Source organism: Bacillus sp. ISL-55 (assembly GCF_018613155.1).
Classification (GTDB): domain Bacteria; phylum Bacillota; class Bacilli; order Bacillales; family Cytobacillaceae; genus Mesobacillus.
Genome location: NZ_JAGGQU010000002.1, coordinates 60,649 through 82,450 on the forward strand (window position 1 = coordinate 60,649; position 21,802 = coordinate 82,450).

At 40.6% G+C, this 21,802-nt stretch carries 19 protein-coding genes; 2 read left to right on the top strand and 17 right to left on the bottom strand.

Annotated elements, in window-relative coordinates:
- Position 1 precedes the first annotated feature (1 nt).
- Positions 2-208 (bottom strand): helix-turn-helix transcriptional regulator, encoded by a 207-nt coding sequence (locus tag J7E32_RS01890; protein ID WP_214902777.1) that lies wholly within the window; start codon positions 206-208, stop codon positions 2-4.
- Between the two features lie 860 nt (positions 209-1,068).
- Here J7E32_RS01890 and J7E32_RS01895 point away from each other — a divergent pair.
- The gene (locus J7E32_RS01895) at positions 1,069-1,806 is read left to right on the top strand and encodes an NERD domain-containing protein (protein ID WP_214902779.1); all 738 of its coding nucleotides are present in this window, start codon (positions 1,069-1,071) and stop codon (positions 1,804-1,806) included.
- 114 nt (positions 1,807-1,920) lie between these two features.
- Positions 1,921-2,421, top strand: a complete 501-nt coding sequence (locus J7E32_RS01900; RefSeq protein ID WP_286182589.1) for an NUDIX hydrolase — start codon at positions 1,921-1,923, stop codon at positions 2,419-2,421.
- An 82-nt stretch (positions 2,422-2,503) separates the two neighbouring features.
- Here J7E32_RS01900 and J7E32_RS01905 read toward each other — a convergent pair whose 3' ends face one another.
- The 16 genes from J7E32_RS01905 to J7E32_RS01980 form a co-directional block, all read right to left on the bottom strand.
- Complete coding sequence (locus J7E32_RS01905) at positions 2,504-3,040, bottom strand: GNAT family N-acetyltransferase (protein ID WP_214902784.1); 537 nt, start codon at positions 3,038-3,040, stop codon at positions 2,504-2,506.
- A gap of 213 nt (positions 3,041-3,253) precedes the next feature.
- Positions 3,254-4,033, bottom strand: coding sequence for an SDR family oxidoreductase (locus tag J7E32_RS01910; protein WP_214902787.1), 780 nt, complete (start codon positions 4,031-4,033; stop codon positions 3,254-3,256).
- A gap of 66 nt (positions 4,034-4,099) precedes the next feature.
- Positions 4,100-4,945, bottom strand: coding sequence for a DUF2268 domain-containing putative Zn-dependent protease (locus J7E32_RS01915; RefSeq protein WP_214902790.1), 846 nt, complete (start codon positions 4,943-4,945; stop codon positions 4,100-4,102).
- Between the two features lie 278 nt (positions 4,946-5,223).
- Complete coding sequence (locus tag J7E32_RS01920) at positions 5,224-6,432, bottom strand: MFS transporter (protein ID WP_214902793.1); 1,209 nt, start codon at positions 6,430-6,432, stop codon at positions 5,224-5,226.
- 251 nt (positions 6,433-6,683) lie between these two features.
- Positions 6,684-7,352 carry a VC0807 family protein gene (locus tag J7E32_RS01925; protein WP_214902796.1) on the bottom strand — a complete coding sequence of 223 codons (669 nt, stop codon included), beginning with the start codon at positions 7,350-7,352 and terminating at the stop codon, positions 6,684-6,686.
- A gap of 623 nt (positions 7,353-7,975) precedes the next feature.
- Positions 7,976-9,082, bottom strand: a complete 1,107-nt coding sequence (locus J7E32_RS01930) for a glycosyltransferase family 2 protein (RefSeq protein ID WP_214902799.1) — start codon at positions 9,080-9,082, stop codon at positions 7,976-7,978.
- Positions 9,083-9,245: 163 nt separating this feature from the next.
- On the bottom strand, positions 9,246-10,772 hold the full coding sequence (locus J7E32_RS01935; RefSeq protein ID WP_214902802.1) for a phytoene desaturase family protein: 1,527 nt from the start codon (positions 10,770-10,772) through the stop codon (positions 9,246-9,248).
- 176 nt (positions 10,773-10,948) lie between these two features.
- Positions 10,949-12,346 carry an aldehyde dehydrogenase family protein gene (locus J7E32_RS01940; RefSeq protein ID WP_214902805.1) on the bottom strand — a complete coding sequence of 466 codons (1,398 nt, stop codon included), beginning with the start codon at positions 12,344-12,346 and terminating at the stop codon, positions 10,949-10,951.
- Positions 12,333-13,835 carry a phytoene desaturase family protein gene (locus J7E32_RS01945; protein WP_214902808.1) on the bottom strand — a complete coding sequence of 501 codons (1,503 nt, stop codon included), beginning with the start codon at positions 13,833-13,835 and terminating at the stop codon, positions 12,333-12,335. Before J7E32_RS01945 ends, J7E32_RS01940 begins: the two co-directional genes overlap by 14 nt.
- A gap of 144 nt (positions 13,836-13,979) precedes the next feature.
- Positions 13,980-14,855, bottom strand: coding sequence for an alpha/beta hydrolase (locus J7E32_RS01950; protein WP_286182594.1), 876 nt, complete (start codon positions 14,853-14,855; stop codon positions 13,980-13,982).
- A 212-nt stretch (positions 14,856-15,067) separates the two neighbouring features.
- Positions 15,068-15,325, bottom strand: coding sequence for a MerR family transcriptional regulator (locus tag J7E32_RS01955; protein WP_214902815.1), 258 nt, complete (start codon positions 15,323-15,325; stop codon positions 15,068-15,070).
- Between the two features lie 128 nt (positions 15,326-15,453).
- Positions 15,454-16,494 (bottom strand): type 2 isopentenyl-diphosphate Delta-isomerase, encoded by a 1,041-nt coding sequence (fni, locus tag J7E32_RS01960; RefSeq protein ID WP_214902818.1) that lies wholly within the window; start codon positions 16,492-16,494, stop codon positions 15,454-15,456.
- Between the two features lie 186 nt (positions 16,495-16,680).
- Positions 16,681-17,544 (bottom strand): phytoene/squalene synthase family protein, encoded by an 864-nt coding sequence (locus tag J7E32_RS01965; protein ID WP_214902821.1) that lies wholly within the window; start codon positions 17,542-17,544, stop codon positions 16,681-16,683.
- Positions 17,541-18,986, bottom strand: a complete 1,446-nt coding sequence (locus tag J7E32_RS01970; RefSeq protein WP_214902823.1) for a phytoene desaturase family protein — start codon at positions 18,984-18,986, stop codon at positions 17,541-17,543. Before J7E32_RS01970 ends, J7E32_RS01965 begins: the two co-directional genes overlap by 4 nt.
- Positions 18,977-20,524, bottom strand: coding sequence for a phytoene desaturase family protein (locus J7E32_RS01975; RefSeq protein WP_214902825.1), 1,548 nt, complete (start codon positions 20,522-20,524; stop codon positions 18,977-18,979). The genes J7E32_RS01970 and J7E32_RS01975 overlap by 10 nt, the downstream gene beginning before the upstream one ends.
- Before the next feature lie 453 nt (positions 20,525-20,977).
- On the bottom strand, positions 20,978-21,757 hold the full coding sequence (locus J7E32_RS01980) for an SDR family oxidoreductase (protein ID WP_214902903.1): 780 nt from the start codon (positions 21,755-21,757) through the stop codon (positions 20,978-20,980).
- Positions 21,758-21,802: the final 45 nt, after the last annotated feature.

Genomic DNA, 21,802 nt, shown 5'->3' on the forward strand with positions numbered 1-21,802 from the left:
GTTATTGTTCCTCCTCCATAAAAAAGATTTCTTCTACCGACAGCTGAAACGCATGCGCAATTTTCATCGCCAGTAACAATGACGGTATATAGCTTCCCTTTTCTAATGCAACGATTGTCTGTCTTGTCACATCAACCGCCTGAGCCAAATCATTCTGTGTATAACGATGTTTTGCTCTCAATTCTTTAACTCGATTTGTTAGTCCCATTAATTACAAACACCATACCTTTCACAAAACAAATGCATACTACACTTTACTTTTTGTAAAGTTAACTATACATTAGAGATTAAAAAAATAATACGGGCTTACTTCTCAACATAATTATATTGTATAATCAACCTTACATTTTGTAAAGTAGACTTTACAAATAAAAATAAAAATATGAACTAACCGCTATAGATCCCTGAATCATGAAATTATATTCCTAATTAAACATATATGTAAGTCCAAATATCCCAAAAAGAAAACATTCGAAATACTGGATAGAAAACCAACGCTGAGATAGCCAATAACAATGTCAATATAACGAGTAAAATATCCGTTGTGCGGTCCTGCCCATCATTTTGCATCAACAATCTCACCTCATATTAGTAATATGATTGGGCCAATCGGACAAAAGCATCTCTACTTACAGTTATGTAAATCCCAACTTGATTGGCAGCACGACAAAGCTCTTTGGCCTATGAATTTTTCTAGATAACTACTATTCTAGTGGTAACCTATATGTTACCTTCCCCTGGTTATACAAAAATTACATTCTCCTAAGATTTATGCTGGGATATCTATACCTCAATTTGAATAGGCGTCTTTAGCCACTATATTGAAATTTTAGACGTTAATACTTTCATAGTCTGCTAATACATGCTCCTATATTTTTCCTATAAAATTAGTTCGACATACTTTGCAACATTCCTCCTTGCTCAAGAAGCCGCCTCGAGGATTTAGTCCTTTATGAAGTATTCGTAACTTAATAGATATTATTCAAGTAAAATATGGTAATCTATTATTGGAAATATTTCACTATGAAAGGTCGATCATTAATGGAAGCTTATTTTTTTCCCGTATTGATGTTAATAATTGTAATGATTTTAAACCGCAATTTTGCAAGTATCAAGGGCTGGGTTGGAGAAAAACGTGTGGCCAATATTCTCTCTTCCTTAGATTCTCAGGACTACACCCTCATGAACGACCTCTATCTACCGAAAGAAAATGGACAAACTACTCAGATTGACCATCTATTAATTTCCCCTAAAGGTATATTCGTTATTGAGACAAAAAACTATAAAGGCTGGATTACTGGCTCCGAACATAGCCAGTATTGGAATCAGACAAACTACAAACGGAAGGATAAATTATATAACCCTATTTGGCAGAATTCGGGTCATATAAAAGCCCTTCAGGCACAATTGGGTGAAGTGGCCGCAGAAATACCCATCCACTCAGTAATCGTTTTCGGAAAAGAAGCCACCCTGAAATTCAAAGAGCCATTCAAGAATGCCTATGTCATCAAAAACCACGAGCTTCTGGCTACAATTGATAAAATCCAGGTCACACAGGAAGTATCCTTTTTTAAGCGCGGTAAAGTGAAGCAATTACTCGCCCCATTTCTCATCCAGGATAATAAACAAAAGAGAGAAATAAAGAAAAAGCATGTCAGCGATATTAAAAGCGAACTTAAGCAAAAGAAAACAATGGTGACAGAAAACATATGCCCTCGCTGTGGAAGTCCCCTTGTTTCCAGAACCGGTAAAAAAGGCAAGTTCAAAGGCTGCAGCAGCTTTCCTAAATGCAGGTTTATAGCATAGGAGCTGTTCAACAGAAAGCTAGAATAAGCTAGTGCGTTACATAGTCTTGGTATTTTAACCGTTAACAATCTATGATCTTATAAATATAAAAAGGTGAAAAACATGAATTTCGAAATGATAATAGAAAAACCGATACTAAAAAGCTTTGAGAAAACCAAAGAGAGAGTAGCAATCAGGGCAATCATTATGAAGAATAATCGTATTCTGCTAGTTCAATCCAATCGAGGAGATTATAAATTTCCCGGAGGCGGACTAGAAGAAAACGAAAGCCATGATGAATGTCTAATACGAGAAGTAAGAGAAGAAACCGGTTATATTCATTGTGCCGTTAAAGACAAGGTTGGCATTGTCATTGAAAGAAGATTAGACGAGTATACCGACAATGCACTATTTCAAATGACTTCACACTACTACCTTTGTAACCTGGCAACAGATGAAAAAGATTCACAGCAATTAGATGAATACGAAGCCATCCTGGATTTTACGCCAAAATGGGTTTCATTGGACGAAGCCATTAAGCAAAACGAAAGCCTAATCGACCAATTCAAGGAAAACAGCTGGTTAAAGCGGGAGACATTTGCTTTAAGACAGCTAAAAGAAGTTGACGCTCTCTAATGAAAATGAAAGATGCCAGCAGTAGACAGGGTTAATCCTCTGTTACTGCTGGCATCATAATTCATTTAATAGTGTTCCAGATTTATTTAAGCTCATCTTTCAAAAGACTATAAACAACCAAATCCTCATATTGATCATATAAAAATTGTCCCGCCCGTTTGATCCCTTCCTTTTTGAACCCTAATCTCTCAGGGATGCCCTGGCTTTTCAAGTTATTAGCCGCACATTGAATTTCCATCCTATTCATTGAATACCTGTTAAATAACTCTTGAATCAGACTCTTTAAGCTAACCGTAATGATCCCCTTTCCTTCGGCATTTTTAGAAATAAAATAGCCAATGCTCGCACTTCGATTACCCCAATCGAACTGGACGCCAATCATGCCAGCCAAATCACCATTATACCGAATAGCTACATCGAATCCTTGGTTATTAGCCAGGTTCTCCAACCAATACTTAATCACCGGCACCATATCTTCTGCCGTTTTCCGTTTATCCACCCATAGAAGCCATTTTCTTAAATGATCCCTATTATCATCAATCAGATTAAAAATCTCCTCCGCTTGATGGTGCTGTAATAACTCCAGACTAATATAATCGTTCACGTAAAAGCGGAACATGCTCCTCCCCCTCGCACAAATCCCCGTATCCTAAATAAAGTAGGTTGACCCTGGTATAAAATATAATAATCTATTAATATTTCACTAAAAAAGTTAATCAATGAACCGAAAAGGTAAAAAAACTGAATTAGACGGACCAAATTTAAAATACCTAGGAGAGAACCAGCGAGAGAGTCGCCGTTCTTCCACAATTCCATTCTTCATTCTTACTATCTATTTACCCAAAAATCCACCCTCGGATTTTATCGTTTGTCCAGTGATCCAGCCAGAATCATCGCTGGCTAAGAACGTTATCAACCGTGCAGCATCTTCAGGTACACCAATACGGCCTGTTGGGAATAGTGGTAGTAACTGTTCTCTCAATTCATCATTTATCCAACCGGAATCTGTAGGTCCTGGGTCTACTGAGTTCACTGTGATACCAATAGGGGCTAATGCAACTGATAATGGTTCGGTTATGGCAATGATCATACCTTTAGTTGCTATATAGGCCAAATTGTTGGGATCAGGACCTTTAGAGACCATATTAATGATCCGACCATCTTTCCCTTCAGGAATTGACTTTTCATACCTCTTCGCAAATTCCAGAGACAGCATAAGTGTCCCACTGTTGTTCACTTTATAATGCATGTCCAGAATCTCTCTATTCAAAGTCCGATAATTTGCTGGCGATTCAAACGTCGCATTGTTCACTAATATACAAGGTGTACCCAAAGTTTCTTCAACCCGGTCCATAATAAGGCTGGATGATTCACTTCTACTCAAGTCAACCTCCATATGAGAAGCATTCACTCCAATATTTCTTAACTCTTCACATAGCATATTAGGAAAATCCTGATCTAGCCCATTTCCGCTCATCTCATCAAACGGAGACCAATGTGTAAAAAACACATCTGCCCCAGCATTCGCAAGCGAGCGACAAATCGCTGCCCCAATTCCCTTTGAACGACTTGCACCAGTAACGATTGCAATTTTTCCTTTTAGACTAGTCATTATTACACCTCCTGATTTCCCTGGCAGCAGATTGCTTAACTAAATCAGTAAATTCATACACTGAGATTAAGAACTACTTGAATATTTTCGGAAAATATTACGCACATAATCTGGAATATCCTTCTCTTGAATACTAGCCATTTCCTTAAAAGTGACTCCTTGAGCTAAAAGGAAATTGACCAACTCCCAACCGACATAGTATGCTTCTCTCTCGTGGTTCGCTGTGCCATTCCCGAAGGTGAACCTTGTGACGGCTTCTGATGTGGCATCATCTAAAAAAGGAAAAACCCCAGAAAAGATTTCTGCTCTGTATTCTTTACAAGATTGCAGCCAACCATTTTCACGCTCAATATATTGTTCATCTGGATGCATTGGAACTAAGTATTTGCTTACCTGAGTCGCTAACCCTTCCTGCAAAATAGTTGATGCAATTGTTCGTTCCCACTCACCTGTAAGATTTGCTGTTTGTGTATGTACTATATGTGTCAATTCATGTGCAAGGAAAATTTCAGAATCTCCGTTCTCAACCGGTAGACAAAGTGCCAGACGCTTTTGGTCATAGGGAGCAACAAAAGGATTATTTTCAAATCCCCCAACGAAATAAACAACGACTAAATCAATTGGCTCATTATAACCAAGCAATGCTTTAACTTTTGTCAGGTACTCTCTTACTTTTACCTCATTTGGTTTCCATGACTCAATAAAAGTTAAATATTCAGGATAAATTCCCCAGGCAGTGTCCAGCAAATTTCTCGCCATCTTTTTTCCCTCGTCTCCAGGAGGAACCGCCGCAAAGTTATAATGCTCCTTCCAAAGAGACCATCTTTTTTCACCATCAATATCAGGCTTATTAGCCATTTTATAAAAAGTCAGGAACTTGGGCACCAAATTTAAGATTTCAATCTTATCCAAATTGTTACCTCCCAAAAATAAATGCAATAGATATGTAGATAAACAAAACACTTTTAACTTTTCTTTCTTTAATGACATAAAAAAACGAAATAAAGTGAGAGTCGCTTCTTTCAAATTGATATTTTAAAACATAGGTTAATTTTGATTAAAAATGACTAAAGTTATTTTACCAAATCTCCAACTTTGTATATTTCTTTATCCTGCCAGGTTCCTTTTCCGTTTACAACAAGCCCTACTCCAGTTTGATGGGTGTACGAATGATTGAATGCTGCCTGCACTTATACTCTTCTAAGTAAGTACAAATACAACATGACCACTGGTGCCAGAATCAATCCTGATGTCACGATGGAAAGACCCAATCCGAATTTGAGAGCGATGAATCCAATGATTGGCCCGCTCAATATTTGTCCGAGCGCATCAATCTGGCCGTAGGTGGAAAGGACTGTTGCCCTCACCTTGGATTCAATATTCTCATTAAGCCAAGCTCTGTATATTGGGCCATTGGTGATCCGCAGTATATAGAATGTAAGATAGGCAGAGAAAGCCATGGTGAAATTTCCAGCGAGTCCAAAAGCGATGATGCTCAGTACCATTGCCCAGTTGATGGCAATCAATAGCCATACCTTCTGCAGCTTTCCCGTCTTCTCCAGATTCCTCTTTATATACTCAACAGCAATGATGCTCGTTACCATGGCAATCCCATTAATGATACCAACCCAGACAACCGGTTTAATATTTACGTCAGGCAAGCCAATTTCAAAAATATGGGCGATCCATAAACGGTCAAGCCCCTCGCTGAACAGGCCATAAAAGAAAACAATTCCTGTCATGACTATCAGAAATTGCTTTGTCCTTATCGACTGGAGGCCGGACTTGAAAGTATGGATCATCTGCCTGAACGAGTCACGTTCCTCTGAAGGTGCCGGATGAAAAGCCGTCTCAGGCATGAATAGTATCAAAAATACCGCAAGGATCAGGAACATCACTCCCCCGATTATCATCGGCAAATTGATCATGACAGTACCGATGAGAACACTGACAATTATAGCAAGCAGCGCTCCAAACTGTTTGACCTGAGCTCCTCTCAGGAATAGCCGGGCAAGGTCTTTGCCGCCCATCTCGTCAGCAATCCAAGCTTCATCCGCACCACTTGTGAAGGTATAGCCGATGCCCCAAAGAACCTGACATAGCAAAATCACTAAAAAGACAGGCACCAGACCTTCAATCAGGAATCCCAGACCGATCAGGAACAATCCTATGATGACGGACAGTTTCCTGCTCTTCGTGTCCGCCAGTATCCCTGTCGGAATTTCAAAAAGAAAACTGCTAAGTTCGAGCGCCGTTCCGACAAGGACCAGTTCAAAGGCATTGAAGCCCGCAACCTCTATTCTATAAATCTCGTTGACGGTAAAAACCATCTCAAACAAAAAAGCAGTCAACCCTGCATATATAAGGTAGACCCTGTAGGCCGAAAGTTTTCCGGTCATAGTGTTCCTCCTGAATTCCCAGATAAACTCCAACTATTAAGTTTCTTATATTTTCCCTTAAACCATTAGGCAAAATTTTTACCTGACCAGGGAATTGGGTTTTATAGATATCATAATAAATCGGAGGTGAAAATGGAGGTTATTTCCACTTCTCTCAGCTAACTTTATAATAATACATGTGGTAAATATGGAATCTCATACTATTTAAATGGCATACATACCCATTCGCTTTCGTAAGTCCCAGAACATTACTACTCTTTCTCAATCTTTTTAGCCACTCCATATAGTTCTTCTTCAACTCTCTTCAAAATTTCAGGGTGATCTTTAATGACCTTACTAGTATAAAAAAAACCGAACATAGTCAATCCTGTAAACAGCCAGCCTATTGCTTGTCTAACAAGAATCCCCTTATCAAATGCCTCGACCCCGTATTCAATGATCAGCCATGTTTTAATAGCAGCAAAACCACCACTTCTAAATGCAATCAATAAAGTCACCAGCTGGAATATTATATAAACCTCTTTTTGTTTGAAAAGATGCTTGCAAAACGTACGGTCATGGCCCTGCAGTTCTGCAAAATCCAAACCAAAGTACATAGCCATCGGCCTTTTAATAACAATGGTACCTAAGAACAATGTACCAATCGCCACATTATAAAAGACATTGTTCCAGAGCAACTGTAATGCAGAGCCAGCCAATACATCAATCAGTGTGCCAATAACTAAAGTAGTAATTATGTATAACCCGGTAATATTGATCTTCTTGAGCTCATAAAAACGATATATACTATAAATAATTGCTGGGATGGATGATGCCAGCATCGCATAATAATCACCAATCACGTCACGAAAAATATTCCAGAAAAGCAAAGGCAAACCAACATAAAAAATCAGATCCAGTATGATTACGTTTTTTTTCAATAACACCACTTCTATTCTTTAAAGGTTTTTTTGAAGCATGGAGTTTACCTTATCTTCTGCTGGAATCTGACAAAGAGTTAAGACTGCTCAATTATCAAGAGACTATAGACAATCAAATCCTCCTACTGGTCATATAGAAAATGTCCCCCCAGTTTAAATCCTTCCTTATTGTCTTAAATGCTCCGGGTTGTGATCACTTACTCAATAATTTCTTCGACATGATGCAGTTGCAATAATTCGAAACTAATAGAATCATTTACTTTATAAATGAACATAATAAGCTCTATTCACAATTATTAAATATCTAGCAAAAGTCAACTCAATCAATAATTTCCATCAAATTAAATTCTACAAGAGCGCTGTATTATCCTTTTATTACAAGGAAGAATATTGCAATGTATGATTACGGATATAAGTATGTACCGCTTCTGCCACGTTTATTACCAGGGATTGACACGACATATACCATTAATTAACACTTTTTGAGAGAGCTCAAAATGGTGTATTTTTATTTCCCCCAATTCAACATGCAAAGAAGCCCGGGTTTCAACCCCGAGCTTCTCTATTAGATATTTTATAACCCCTGTAAAATAGACGATTGTCCACACAAAAATTCAGGATATTCAGACCTTAATTTTACGACCCTTCCAACTTACTGAATGGAAAATATTCACCCTGATGAAGGAATACAGATAGATCCCTACGAAAAACAAAAATAATATCGGATAAAAAGGGAATACTCCCCATCTGAAATTACCGACCCGGCTGGCAAACCATGCCGTTTGAATCGTATATAAGATATACAATATTCCACTGAACAGCATTGCTGCAGGGTTCCATTCAGTAATGGAAGAGATCAATGCTCCCGCAGCAATGAAGCTGCCGGAAATCCAGAAGATAACCATTAGCATGACAAGGGGGTGAGTTGACTTTGAACCGACGGCAAAACTTTTGCACCAGCCCTCGATCAGGCTCCCCATGCCTTCCGGGTACATGCGCAGGGACATAATTCCTTTGCCGCCCAGGCAACGAACCGGGAGATCATGTTCAAGAAATGCCTCTCCCAGTGCCAGATCATCCATGATGGCTCCTTCGATTTTTTTATGCCCACCAGATAAAAAGTAATCATCCCGATTACATAGAATGCATGGACCGAACGACCCAGCGGTTTTAAACCGCGATCCCCAAATCGTAAATAGATTCATCCCTATCACGACGATGATGTTGAATACAACGGAAATGTGTTCATACAAGCGCTCAACTGTATGAAATGGCTGTAATGCTGTAATGCCTTTGGCACCCTTCCCCTGATAGAAATGCAGCAGATTGCTTAACCCCTCAACATTTGTGAATCTCGTATCGGCATCTAAAAATAATAACCAGTTCCCTTTGGCCTGTTGTGCACCATGCCAGCAGGCTGATGATTTTCCTGCCCCTGGATTCTGCAGAACCTTTGCACCATAGCTTTCCGCAACAGCCCTGGTATTGTCGGAAGAATCGTCATCAACAACCAGAATTTCAAATTGTCTGAATCGCTGCTCCAGCAAAGATTGCAATAAAGGTGATATTCTGCCTTCTTCATTCCTGGCTGGAATAATGATCGACAGAAACGAAAGACCACCCGTAGGTCTGGAGGAGACACCAGGCACCGGCAATGACCAGAACATGATGAAGCCAATCAAAACTGCCGCAAATCCAATCACGAGATTAATCACTTCTAAAGCAGTCATAAAACCTGCCTCCTTCCGCTGCGATTGAGCACACAGCTTTTATATTCACTGAAAAGTCTTTATTTCTGACTAAATGAGTATAAATTCTTTCACCTTGATTAGTGTCTAGCTTCAGCCCCTAGCTCCTCGAGACGCTTGTCTAGCTCCGGCGCTTGGTCTTTTCTTATACTGAGTAATCAAACATTTTCCCCGTATCGTCTTGTATCAATTCCTGTGCTGTAATCCTGGCTGATAATAGCACGATTGGGACACCGGCGCCGGGATGTGTGCTGCTTCCGGTAAAGTACAGATTTTCACAATGGCTCGCCTTGCTTTGCGGACGATAGTGGTTGCTTTGTTTCAAAATTGGCTGCAAACCAAACGTGGCGCCATTATAGGCATTGAATTTCGACCTGAAATCCAATGGTGTTGTATAGGTTTCGGTGACAATCTCATCTTCAATGTTTTCAAAACCCTGGATTTTCTTTAGCTCATTTAAAATGTAACTGCGATAATATGAAATGGTTTCCTCGTCCCAATTATAATTTGCAGTAGCTATATCGGATACCGGCATGAGGATATACAGTCCATCCTTTCCCTCAGGCGCAAGGGAAGGATCCATTTTTGAAGCTATATAGACATAAAAAGAAGCATTTGTCAGTTTCTTCCCATCAAAAATATCTTTAAGATTTTGATCAAGGTTTTCGTTGAAAATAAAATTATGCACATGGTCAATTTCTTCATATTTCCTGTCCATACCGAGATATAACAGAAAACATGAACAAGAGTATTTCAAGCTGTCGATTTTCTTATCGGTATATTTTCCTTTAGCATTTTTATCTTTTACCAGGTGCTTCATCGCATATGGAAAGTCTGCATTACAAACAACATAATCAGAAGAGATTTTTTGTCCATCCACAACAATCCCTTCCACTTTACGATTCTGAATGACGATCTCCTGCACATCCTTGCCATAGTGAATGGTTCCTCCAAGTTCCCTGAAAAGCCTCTCCATAGCCAAAGCCATCGTATACATCCCACCTTTGATAAACCAGACTCCATATAAAAATTGAATCATAGGAATCATAGTGTAAAAAGATGGACTTTTAAGAGGGGAAATACCTATGTATAGCGTTTGAAAGCTGATCAACTGTTTCAGCCGTTCATTCTTAATATATTTTCCTATAAACGTATCTGCAGTGTCATAAGGTTTCAGTTTCAATGCTTTCTTCAACATCGCGAAGTTATAAAAATCCCTCCTTTTGCGAAAAGGTCTTTGAAGGATGTGATGCTTGGCAATGATAAATCGTTTGTAAATTTCATGCATGTATTGAAAAAAACCTGCTGTGTCCTCTTCGCTTATAGATTCAATTGTCTTTGTCAATTGAGTAAGGTCTGAGGAGATATCAAAAGGCTTGTCGGGAATATCACTGAAATAAGCCCGATAAATCGGGTCCAATTTTTCCATTGGAATGTAATCATCAGGGTCGCGGCCGCATAGTTCAAATAGTTCACGATATATTTCAGGCATCATAACGATGCTGGGCCCCAAATCGAATTTGTACCCGCCATCCAGTTCAATACGATTCATTTTGCCTCCGGGTGTTAAACCTTTTTCATATATTTCTACCTGATATCCCGCATGCTGCAGCCTTATGGCACTGGCTAGCCCTGCTACACCCGCTCCAACGACAATCACCTTCTTCTTCATGTGAATTCCCTCGCTTCTAAAAAGTATTCTGCTTCATTTGATAACTAGTCCTGGAAGTAATGGCAGTCATACACTCCGCCTGTAGTATTGAACAATGACCATGTGGGGTTAAGCCAAGGCAAACAGGACAATCATCCAGCCTGCCCTTACTATATTCAGCATGTTCAATACTCCTTTTACAGCAGCCATCTTCTTAACTTTTTCAATGCATTCATATTTCGGTCGGAATACGGCGGGAATTTACCTTGAAAACGAAGGTAATGGTACGTTCTGTAATCTGTTTTTTCATAACTAAAAGCTAGAAAACCTGCTTTGCCGTGATAAGCACCGTATCCGCTTCTTCCAACCCCTCCAAAAGCGATATGGGGACTCGCGGCATGATGGATCACTGAATTGACACTGATGGTTGGTGAACGCATATGTTCTTTGAACAGTTGAATTTGATCCTTGTTGGTACTGAATATATAACCCGTAAGTGAATCGCGCTGAAGTTTGCCACTCGATAATAACGTTTTTAAATCTGTATAAGGAATGACAGGAAGAACCGGACCAAAAATTTCTTCCTCGAGAATCGGACTTCCTGGTTTAATATCCGTTAACACAGTCGGGGCGATGAAGCGATCATTTCGATCATGCGTACCTCCAACCCGGACAATTCCCTGGCCGATAAAATCAACCATCTTTTGAAAATGTGCATCCGTACAGATTCTGCCAAAATCCCCGCTTGCCTGAGGCCGATCTCCGTAGAAAGCGGAAAGACAAGCAGAAATTTCAATAAGCGCTTGTTCATAAATAGAATGATGGACGAAAAGAGTATCTGGTGCAATACAGGTTTGTCCAGCATTAAGGAATTTACCCCAGACAATATCCCTAATGGCGGCCTTCGAATAGCCTGTTTCATCCATAATACATGGGTTCTTCCCGCCTAGTTCCAGTATCACCGGTGTGAGCTGTTTAGCTGCCTGCTCTGCCACAGCTTTCCCAGTCTTTCCGCTGCCTGTAAAAAAAATCAGGTCAAAAGGGGCTGAAGTCAACAGGCTCGCGGTTTGTGCATCTCCAGTCACAACATGTAATTGTTCGGGAGGAAATGCTTGATTCATGATTTCTTTTAGCAATTCAGCCGTTGCCGGTGCATGTTCAGATGGTTTGATCACGCAGCGGTTTCCGCCGGCAATGGCACCAATGGCAGGCATCAAGGTAAGCTGGAGCGGATAATTCCACGAACCGATGATGAGAACACTCGCATATGGATGCCTCACTCTTTTGATTGATTCCACATATCCCAACTTAAGGTGTCGGGACCGGACAGGCCGGTTCCATTTCGCTAAATGCTTGCATACATACTCGATTTCATTCAATAAAACGGCGATTTCAGATGAAGAAGATTCAAATGCCGGTTTTCCCAAATCTGAATGAAGGGCCTCGATAAAGGCATCTTCGTGCTCCAAAAGTATGGTTTTCAGCTTCAAAAGCTGTTTTTTCACCACTTCAACTGAAGGTCTTCCTGTGAACAACAGATCTTCCCTCTGCCTTTCCGGTAATGTCTTCAGAAAATGAAGATCATTGTCTGACATGGGATGAATCCCTTTGAACTATTTTCTCGCTTACAAGCTGGCCGCTTAAGGTCACCATCGGCATTCCGCCGCCTGGGTTCACGGTTCCACCGACAAAATACAGATTGTCATAGCGTTCACTTTTCTTCGGATGCTTGAATCCTTTATTTTTCTTGCGGTCTGACACCGTTCCATAAATGGCGCCTCGGTCAGAGCCATACATCATTCTGATATCCTCCGGTGTCCATAAATCTTTTGTAACTATATTTTCCCGCAAATCGTGCAAACCCATCTTTTCCAATTTGATCAGGACCCGCTCAGCGAATTGTTCATAGTCCTGCTGCGTGAAAGGTTTCTGATCCCGTATATAAGGAATATGGGGCAGTACTTTTATATTTTCATGTCCTGCAGGAGCCTGCGTCGGATCTGTTTTATTGACGTTGACCAAATAAATGACCGGATCGTCCGGGAGCTCATGACGATGAAAGATAGATTGCATTTGCTGCTTCATATTTTCCGCGAAAAAGAAATTATGATGGCGCAGCTGCGGATAGCTCTTTTTCACACCCAAATGCATAACAAGACCGGAGCTGGCCGGTTCAAATTTCTTCTTCAATTTATTCACAAAAGTGCTGTCTTCCTCCAGCAATCGTTCGTAAACCGGTATGACTTCCATATTGGATACATAATAATCCGCTGTCAGCTTTGTACCGTCCTCCAAAATGGCTCCTGTGATTTCGCCGTTCTTTTTTTCAAGCTTGACAATCTTCCTGCCCAGGTGGAACTGAACACCCACTTCGTTAGCAAGCTTCACTAGGCCGTCACCAAGTTTATTCAAACCGCCCGGTACATACCATACACCTTGGTCATGCTGCATATAGATCATCATGTTCAAGACTGCCGGTGCATCGTAAGGAGACGAACCGACGTATTTGATAAAATAAGAAAGCATATCGCGGAACTGATCATTGCTTATTCGTTTGTCAATCGCTCCATGAACGGTAGAAAACAGGTCAAAATTCTTTAAAGCAGTGAACAGGCCCGTATGTTTCATGATTTCTCTCGTCTTATCAACGCCATGCTTGAAATAGGTTTTATCTGTCATATCATAAAGTCTTTTTGAATAGTTAAGAAGATCCTGATATTCTGCAATATCCTTTTCACTGAGGGCAGCGTTTTTTTCTTGCATGTCCTTCAAATCTTCATATAAGTCGATAATATTTCCATCAGGGAAAAAGGAGCGCCATTGATGATCCAGTTTTTCAATCGGGACATAGTCTTTCATGGATTTCCCGCTCGCAGAAAACAACTTTTCAAAAACATGCGGCATCGTAAGGATGGATGGGCCCAAATCAAAACCGAAACCATCCTGTTCAAGCCGGTTCAGCTTTCCTCCAATATGTTCATTTTTTTCATATAACGAGACATCGTATCCAGCCTGAGCAAGTGAAATCGCAGCCGACAGTCCACCAAGTCCGCCTCCGATCACTAGTACGTTTTTCTTTTTCATCTATTAATACCTCTCCTTCTCTCACATTGATATATCTAAATGTCGATTGTCTTTGTATTCAATTCTTCGACTGCTTCAAGTCTGCACCTTACAATCCTTTACCGTTCTAAAACTTAAGTGTGCATGTATAACTGAGGAAGTTTTTCAGGTTCCATAGGATTCGGCCGTTGTCCTGATTTTCCGTGCGATAAGCTCCCAGGCCTCTTCCGCTCTTTCTTGTGGTCCTAAATGGGTAAAGGCATGTTTACAATCAAGAAAGATCTCTTGTTGAACGTTCACCCCAGCTGCTTTTAATTTCTCAGAATACCATTCGGCTTCTGGCCGGAATGCATCGTACTCCGCAATGAGAATAAGAGCAGAAGCTAAGCGCCCATTGACCACAGCACGAACAGGGGAAGCGAGAGGATCCTCTGCTTGTCCTTTGTCCGGTACGTAGCACATGTTCAAAAAATGTGCGACTTGAGGATACCTGGCACGCCACTTATCAGGTTCTGGTTTTTCTGCATGCGGGGTGGTAAAATCCAGCATCGGACAGGACAGAACCTGGAGCAAAGGCTGATTTTCTCCTTTCTCTTCTAGGTAGAGACAGAGGGCTGCTGCTATATTTGCCCCTGAACTCTGTCCGCCAACCATAATTTTCTCTCCATCAATATTCAAATCGTGGGCACTTCTCCTTATCCACTGAATAATTTCATAACCCTGTTCAATCGGGCTGGGAAAAGGGTACTCTGGTGCTTTCGCATAATCGACATTCACAACTACACAATCTGCCTGATTGGCAAGGAACCGGCAATAAGGATCATCCATCTCCTTTTCATTCATGATGAATGCTCCACCATGAAAATTAATATAGACAGGGAACTTTTTCTCTCTTGCTTCCAAGGGATAATACAAGGAAACATTAGTAGGTTTAACAGATGTCTCAACTTCCACATCCTTTTTCATTTTCACTTGCTGAAAGGGAATCATAGGTGTCTTTTTTGCTTGATTAGGCAGGAGACGAAGTAATTTTGCAATCATAACAGTGAACATTAATGAAACCTCACTTTTTTAACATTTTAACTTTTATGAAACACATTCATACTCCATCCATCACGACTATTTTCCAGGCAGCAAAAAATGATAATGATGGCACTCCCCTACTTTTTTTGATAGAGATTATGTTCGCCACAAAAAATCAGTTTATGTCCAGAACTTGATTCAAAGACCGAGAAAGTTCAATTAACTCTGGCTTAATATTCCTGATCTGGATTCGTTCGAATCTTCTGAATGTAAAAGGCAGCCTGCTTCACCGGGTACCCTTGGTCGGTTAGATTTTTCACTGAAAGAATTTTGTTTACATCAGCTTCTGTGTAGACTCTGTATCCATTTTCAAGTCGTTTGGGAATGACAATTTGATACCGTTCCTCCCATTTCCTGATCACGAGCTTGGACAAACCTGTAATCTCAGAAACTTGCTGAATGAAATAAAAAGGTTTTTCTATCTTCATGGTTAACATACCTTTCTTTAGAGCATGGGAAAGGATATTTCACTTGTAAAAACCATCCCTTTCGTTGCAGCAGTCATCTCTCTTCTTCTATACACACCCGCAAACTTTTAGAAAGAGATCATTTAAAACTAGTATCCCACTCGCTTTATGGATGAAGTGTTCTTCAACTCGTTTAAGCTAGCAGCTCCAATGCTGAACATCGCAGCCTTTAATTCGTACTCTGTTTGAGTAAAACGCTGTATTAACGCCTGTTCCGACGTTACGGCTTCTGCAAGAATGGATCGGCCAAATCCAGCAAGGTCGGCACCCAGCGCAATAGCCTTTGCTGCCTCTACTCCGTCGTTGAGCCCGCCACTAGCAATAAGCGTTCCCGTTCCTTGATTTTGTTTTATCTCAAGAAGACACTCTGATGTCGAAATGCCTAATCCACTAATCGCATTAGCTGCTGCTCGTTTTAGCGGATCAGTGGAGCGAAGTTTTTCGACCTGACTCCAGTTCGTTCCTCCTGCACCAGCCACATCTATAAAGGAAATACCAAGATCAAATAATCGTTTAGCCAATTTACCATTTATTCCCCATCCTACCTCTTTCACACCGATTGGAAGGGGGAATGATTTACTTAACTCTTCAATTTTTTGAAATAACCCACGGAAGTTTGTATTTCCTTCAGGCTGAATTAATTCCTGCAAACTGTTTAAATGTAGAATTAAAGCATCAGCTTCCACTAAATCTACAATTTTTTTACATTCATCAACACCGAAGCCATAATTAAGCTGCACAGCCCCCACATTCGCAATAATCGGAATGCTTGGTGCGTACTTTCTCACTTTAAAGGTATAGGCTCTTTCAGGATCTTCGACGGCAGCTCTTCCTGATCCTACGCCAAATGACCATCCTTTTTCTTCTGCTGCACAGGCGAGGTTTTGGTTAATGGTCATCGCCTTTTCGGTTCCTCCGGTCATCGAGCTAATCAGAAAGGGAGTAGCCACTTTCTTTTCAAGAAAAAAGGTCTCCAGGTTAATATCTGAAAAATCCACCTCAGGAAGAGCTTCGTGGATAAATGAAAAGTTCTCGAACCCTGTTGTAATTCCTCTTCCTCTCACATCTTCATTAAGACAAATTTGGATATGATCTGCTTTTCTCTTGTTCACATCATTACCTTGATTCAATGATATCCCTCCTTCTCACAATGATTGACTATAGCCTTTTTAACGAACTGCCCTGATTTGGAAATAATGATCATACCCCGCCTGGAAGAGCAGGACCGTCTAAAATCATCGGCTGTCTAAAAGAGCCGGCACCTTGTAAAAGAGCATCCATACTAATCCATTGATGTACCAGCAAAAAACACATCATTAAGCTTCAATCGATTGGTCAACATCCTCTAATGCACTTTGTAACGTCGTTAAGTAGATTGCCTTTTTCTTTTTATCACTCACAACGGCGCGCTTCGTATAAACTTGATATTCATTCATTTTGACAGCTTCCATAATGGCAGCATAATAGTTGGATGCCAGTTTAACTGAAAACGCACTTTCAGTTGGGTAGGATTCAATGTCTGCCAATCCTTCCTCAAACCAGCTCCACGCAAGGTCCATCAGTCCGTTGATCATTTTCTTGAAACTAAAATTGACCGTCATCTCTTCAAATTCAGTATGGGTATACTGATATGAAGCCAACCACTCATCCGGAATATATCGGCGGCCTCTGTTTAAATCCTCTCCTACATCCCTAATGATGTTGACAATCTGCATGGCTTTCCCAAGCTGAATTCCTGCCTTCTGCACATCCAGGGTCGGCGAATCATGAAGAACGGGAAGAAGCATTTCTCCAACAGAACCGGCTACTTTTTCACAATAAACTTCCAGTTGATTCATTGTTTGGTAGTGTGTTAACGATAAGTCCATTCGTTGACCTGATATTTGTTTTAAAAATGGCTCTTTATCTATAGGAAAGTTGTCAAACAACCATCTTAACGAAGGCCAAATAAAGTGTCCATCCGCTTCTTCAATATGGTTGAATTGATGTTCTAGTTCTTCGAGTGTAAAAGGTGAATTTTCAGGCTCGTCAACTGAGTCATCTATTAATCTGCAAAATGCGTAAATGACAAACACTGCTTCTTTTCTTGGGGAAGGAAGAAAACGAAACGCCTCATAAAAACTAGCAGATCCTTTCTTCATCATTTTTTCACACTCTAGTATCAGGTTAGAATCAATCATGCTCCCAGCTCCTTTTTAATTAATTCGCTTAAAATGCGTGCTCCCTGCATCACAATTGGAACCCCGCCTCCCGGGTGAACAGAGGCACCCACACTATACAGACGTTCAATGTTGTATGGAGATAGTTGCGGTCTGAATCCTCCTGACTGAAATAGTGTCGGCGCAATACCAAAGCTTCCGCCTTGAAATAGACCATCTTTCATAGCGTCTTTTGGCGTACGGATTTCCATCCACCTGATCGATTCTCTTAAACCGTTAAAATGTCTATCTTCAGCCTTTTGCAATACCTTTTCTACAAGAGCAGGTGCTTCCGTTTCCCAATCAATGTCATCGCCAGAAGGTACAGGAATAAGAATGTAAAGGACACTTTCTCCAGGAGGTGCTGCCTTTTCATCTAAGGCAACAGGATTAAAGATATAAAAGGAAGGATCATCAGGCAGCTGTTTTGTTTTAAATACTTGCTTCATATTCTTTTCAAAGTGTTCAGGCAAGTAAAATTGATGAGCTTTCATCTCTGGAAACTGTTTCTCCACTCCCAGATAAACCAGTACACAACCCGATGAAGGTTTATAGCTTTTCTTCCGTTCACGCGTATTAATCATAGGATACAGATTGGGGAAATCTCCGTTGAAAACGACTGCGTCAAAACGGTACTCCTTATTGTCCGCAACGAGCCCTTTGCACACATTCTGTTCAATTTGAAGGCGCTCTACCTTTGCTTCGACATGAATCTTGATTCCCATTCGTTTACAGGCTTTCTCTAACACTGGTATTAGACTGTAATAACCGCCCTTTAAATACCAGATACCAAAAGCATGCTCACTATAGGAGACTAACCCGTAAAGTCCTGGTACCTCTAATGGAGAACCGCCAATATATAGAGATTGTAAGGAATATGCGTCTTGAAGCTTTGATTGTGAAAAGTAGGAAGCATTAAAGCTTTTCAAATCCTTATAGGCCTTTGAATCAGCTAGCAGCTTCATATTCTCGAAGGTAAGGAAATCTCGTTTTCTTTTAAAGCTCTTGCTTAGAAAGGCTTTCATTCCTAGACGATAGACGCGAGACATGTCAGAGAGATAACGAAGAAATTGACCGGACTCTCCTGGGAACAGCCGCTCTATTTCGGCTAGCTGGGTAGGCAGGTCCCTATACTTGGTATAAGTAGTTCCGTCATTGAAATGAATATCGTAAAGTGGGTCACACGGAACGAGCTCCAATTCTTCTTCTGGTATCCCTGCCTCCTGAAGAATTTCCTTCAATAAATTCGGCAAAAGGACAATGGTCGGTCCTTGATCGATCTGATACCGTTCATTTCCTTGAGACGTTAGTCTGCCTCCCAAGAAAGCTTCTTTTTCAAATATGGTGACCGAGTTTCCTTGTTTAGCAAGCAATAGTGCCGATACAAGTCCACCCACTCCTGCTCCTACAATTCCTATTTCCATAATGCCGTCTCCTCTTTTTGCAATACATCATCTTGTGTAAAGTAGACTTCTTTCTTTCCATATTGCTTGTTTACCAGATTTGCGCTAATTCGTGCTGACTCAAAAATGGTCGGCAGACCGCTGCCTGGGTGGGTTCCTCCTCCAACTAAAAAACAATGACCTACATCTTCAAATTGATTATGGGGCCGGAAATACATCATTTGATCGAGACTGTGGGCCAAATTAAACGTCGCTCCTTTGTAAACATACACCTCGTTTTGCCATTCAAGAGGAGAGATTACTTTTTCAACTTCAATATGAGAACGAATGTCTTGTAGCTCTGGCTCTTGCTCCAAGATGGATAGAAGCTGCTCTCTTACCCTCTCTTTTTCAACGTTCCAATCTATGTCGGCCGTTAAATTCGGCACTGGCATCAATACGTAGAGAGAAGATTTCCCTTTTGGAGCCAGGGTTGGATCAGATATAGATGGATTGTGGACATAAATGGATGGATTCTCCGATAATTTCATCGTTTTCGTCATTTCTTCCACATTTTTCTTATAATCATCTGCAAAAATAATCATATGATGTGGGAGATTTAGCGGTTTGTTCACACCTAAGTACAGCATAAATGTTGAACAAGACAGCTTCTTTTTTTCCAGATTTTCCTTTTGGTATTTCTTCAAATCTGATTGGTCAAAAAGGGTCGTAACTGCATGACCAAAATCAGCATTTATTATTACGTCATCGCTAATCACGGTTTCACCATTTTCCAACCTAACCCCTACCGCTTTTCCTTTTTCAACTAGCACCTTCTGTACACCGGTTTCGGTATGGATTTTTCCTCCGTTTTCTTCAATAACGGCAGCCATTGCCTTACATAGCTGATTGACTCCGCCAATTGGATGGAAAAGCCCGTGCCGATGCTCAAGATAGGAAAGGATGGTAAAGGTGCCGGGACATTCCCACGGAGACATCCCCAAATATTTGGCCTGGAAGGAAAATGCCCATTTGAGTCGTTCGTCTTTAAAATATGTAGATAAACGGTTATACACTGTATCAAGCGCATTTAACTTCGGTAATGCTTTAACCATATTTCTTGTCAGTAAATCAGTCAGTTTTGTAAAAGGCTGCTGAAGTAATGGGGTGACGCGGTCAAACTTCTCCCCTTCTACCTTCATGAATTTCTCATAACCAGAGAAGCTGCCTGGAAACTTTTCTTCCATTTCTGCTTTCATCTTTTCCTTGTTTCTAGAAGGAGAAAAGGTCAATTCTCCAAATTTCAATGTATATAAAGGATCAAGTTCGTTAAGTTCCATATAATCCTGTAAACGACGTCCACTCATCTGAAATAATTCCTCAAGGATGGAAGGCATCATGAAGAAAGTGGGACCTAAATCAAAGGTGTAATCACCCAGAGTGAGCTTAGACGTCCTGCCGCCGATGATTGGCTGCCTTTCATACACATTCACCTCATAGCCCTGTGCAGAAAGGAGCATAGCAACAGCTAGCCCACCAGGACCTGCACCAATCACTGCGACCTTTTTCTTCTTAATCAATTTAATCAATCCTCCACCAACGTTATACAAACCTTATACAAACATTATACACACTCATATAAGTTTTGTATAATGTTTTCCTCGGAATATTCAACAAATATTTTTTCATTTTGAAAAAAACCCACTTTCATCAACATTATTCTACGAATTTTGAATAGAGCTTAGAACTGCTTGTACAACATCTGTCTAATTAGTTTCAACTACTGAGGTCATCTTCAATACAAGGGGATAGGGACTTTTACAATAAAATAGAAGGGACATACTTGAGGATTGGTTGTTCAATAAAAAACAAAAAAATCACCTGGACATAAGCGCCAGGTGATCCATACGGTTGCAAATATTTCAAAATACACATTAGTTGAAAATAAAATCTTTCTTTACTTTTCCTTTAAAACAGTTTTAGCCGTTGGGATTGACTATTAATAAACTCCTGATGAAAGTACATATGTAAAATTATTTACCCAAAAATCCACCCTCGGATTTTATCGTTTGCCCGGTAATCCAGCCAGAATCGTCACTGGCTAAGAACGTGATCAACTTTGCAGCATCTTCAGGTACACCTATCCGTCCTGTTGGAAATAATGACAGCAGCTGAGCTCTCAATTCATCATTTATCCAACCGGAATCAGTGGGACCAGGATCGACTGAATTCACGGTGATACCGATGGGTGCTAATCCAACTGATAAAGGTTCAGTTATAGCAATCATCATCCCTTTAGTGGCTATATAGGCCAGATTGTTAGGATCAGGACCTTTAGACACCATATTAATGATTCGACCGTCCTTCCCGTCAGGAAATGACTTTTCATACCTTTTCGCAAATTCCAGAGAAAGCATAAGTGTCCCACTATTGTTCACTTGGTAATGCTTGTCCAGAATTTCTCTATTCAAAGTTCGAAAATTCGCAGGCGATCCAAACGTAGCATTGTTCACCAATATACAAGGTGTCCCCAACGTTTCCTCAACCCGGTCCATAATAAGACTCGAAGATTCACTACTACTCAAGTCAACCTCCATATGAGAAGCATCCACTCCAAACTCCCTTAACTCTTCACATAACATATTAGGAAATCCATTTTCCAAACCATTACCGCTCATCTCATCAAACCGAGACCAATGTGTAAAAAATACATCTGCCCCAGCGTTCGCAAATGAGCGGCAAATCGCTGCCCCAATTCCCTTTGAGCGGCTTGCACCGGTTACTATGGCTAGTTTGCCTTTTAGGTTGGTCATTTTTTGCACCTCGATTTTACAGGTAGCTGATTGCTTAACTGAATC

What these genes read in the sequence shown, in the direction of transcription:
- J7E32_RS01935 (WP_214902802.1), bottom strand. Translation starts at nt 10,772, where the DNA reads ATGAAGAAGAAGGTGATTGTCGTTGGAGCGGGTGTAGCAGGGCTAGCC.
- J7E32_RS01890 (WP_214902777.1), bottom strand. Translation starts at nt 208, where the DNA reads ATGGGACTAACAAATCGAGTTAAAGAATTGAGAGCAAAACATCGTTAT.
- J7E32_RS01970 (WP_214902823.1), bottom strand. Translation starts at nt 18,986, where the DNA reads ATGGAAATAGGAATTGTAGGAGCAGGAGTGGGTGGACTTGTATCGGCA.
- J7E32_RS01900 (WP_286182589.1), top strand. Translation starts at nt 1,921, where the DNA reads ATGATAATAGAAAAACCGATACTAAAAAGCTTTGAGAAAACCAAAGAG.
- J7E32_RS01980 (WP_214902903.1), bottom strand. Translation starts at nt 21,757, where the DNA reads ATGACCAACCTAAAAGGCAAACTAGCCATAGTAACCGGTGCAAGCCGC.
- J7E32_RS01930 (WP_214902799.1), bottom strand. Translation starts at nt 9,082, where the DNA reads ATGACTGCTTTAGAAGTGATTAATCTCGTGATTGGATTTGCGGCAGTT.
- J7E32_RS01955 (WP_214902815.1), bottom strand. Translation starts at nt 15,325, where the DNA reads ATGAAGATAGAAAAACCTTTTTATTTCATTCAGCAAGTTTCTGAGATT.
- J7E32_RS01940 (WP_214902805.1), bottom strand. Translation starts at nt 12,346, where the DNA reads ATGTCAGACAATGATCTTCATTTTCTGAAGACATTACCGGAAAGGCAG.
- J7E32_RS01965 (WP_214902821.1), bottom strand. Translation starts at nt 17,544, where the DNA reads ATGATTGATTCTAACCTGATACTAGAGTGTGAAAAAATGATGAAGAAA.
- J7E32_RS01910 (WP_214902787.1), bottom strand. Translation starts at nt 4,033, where the DNA reads ATGACTAGTCTAAAAGGAAAAATTGCAATCGTTACTGGTGCAAGTCGT.
- J7E32_RS01905 (WP_214902784.1), bottom strand. Translation starts at nt 3,040, where the DNA reads ATGTTCCGCTTTTACGTGAACGATTATATTAGTCTGGAGTTATTACAG.
- J7E32_RS01945 (WP_214902808.1), bottom strand. Translation starts at nt 13,835, where the DNA reads ATGAAAAAGAAAAACGTACTAGTGATCGGAGGCGGACTTGGTGGACTG.
- J7E32_RS01895 (WP_214902779.1), top strand. Translation starts at nt 1,069, where the DNA reads ATGTTAATAATTGTAATGATTTTAAACCGCAATTTTGCAAGTATCAAG.
- J7E32_RS01950 (WP_286182594.1), bottom strand. Translation starts at nt 14,855, where the DNA reads ATGATTGCAAAATTACTTCGTCTCCTGCCTAATCAAGCAAAAAAGACA.
- J7E32_RS01920 (WP_214902793.1), bottom strand. Translation starts at nt 6,432, where the DNA reads ATGACCGGAAAACTTTCGGCCTACAGGGTCTACCTTATATATGCAGGG.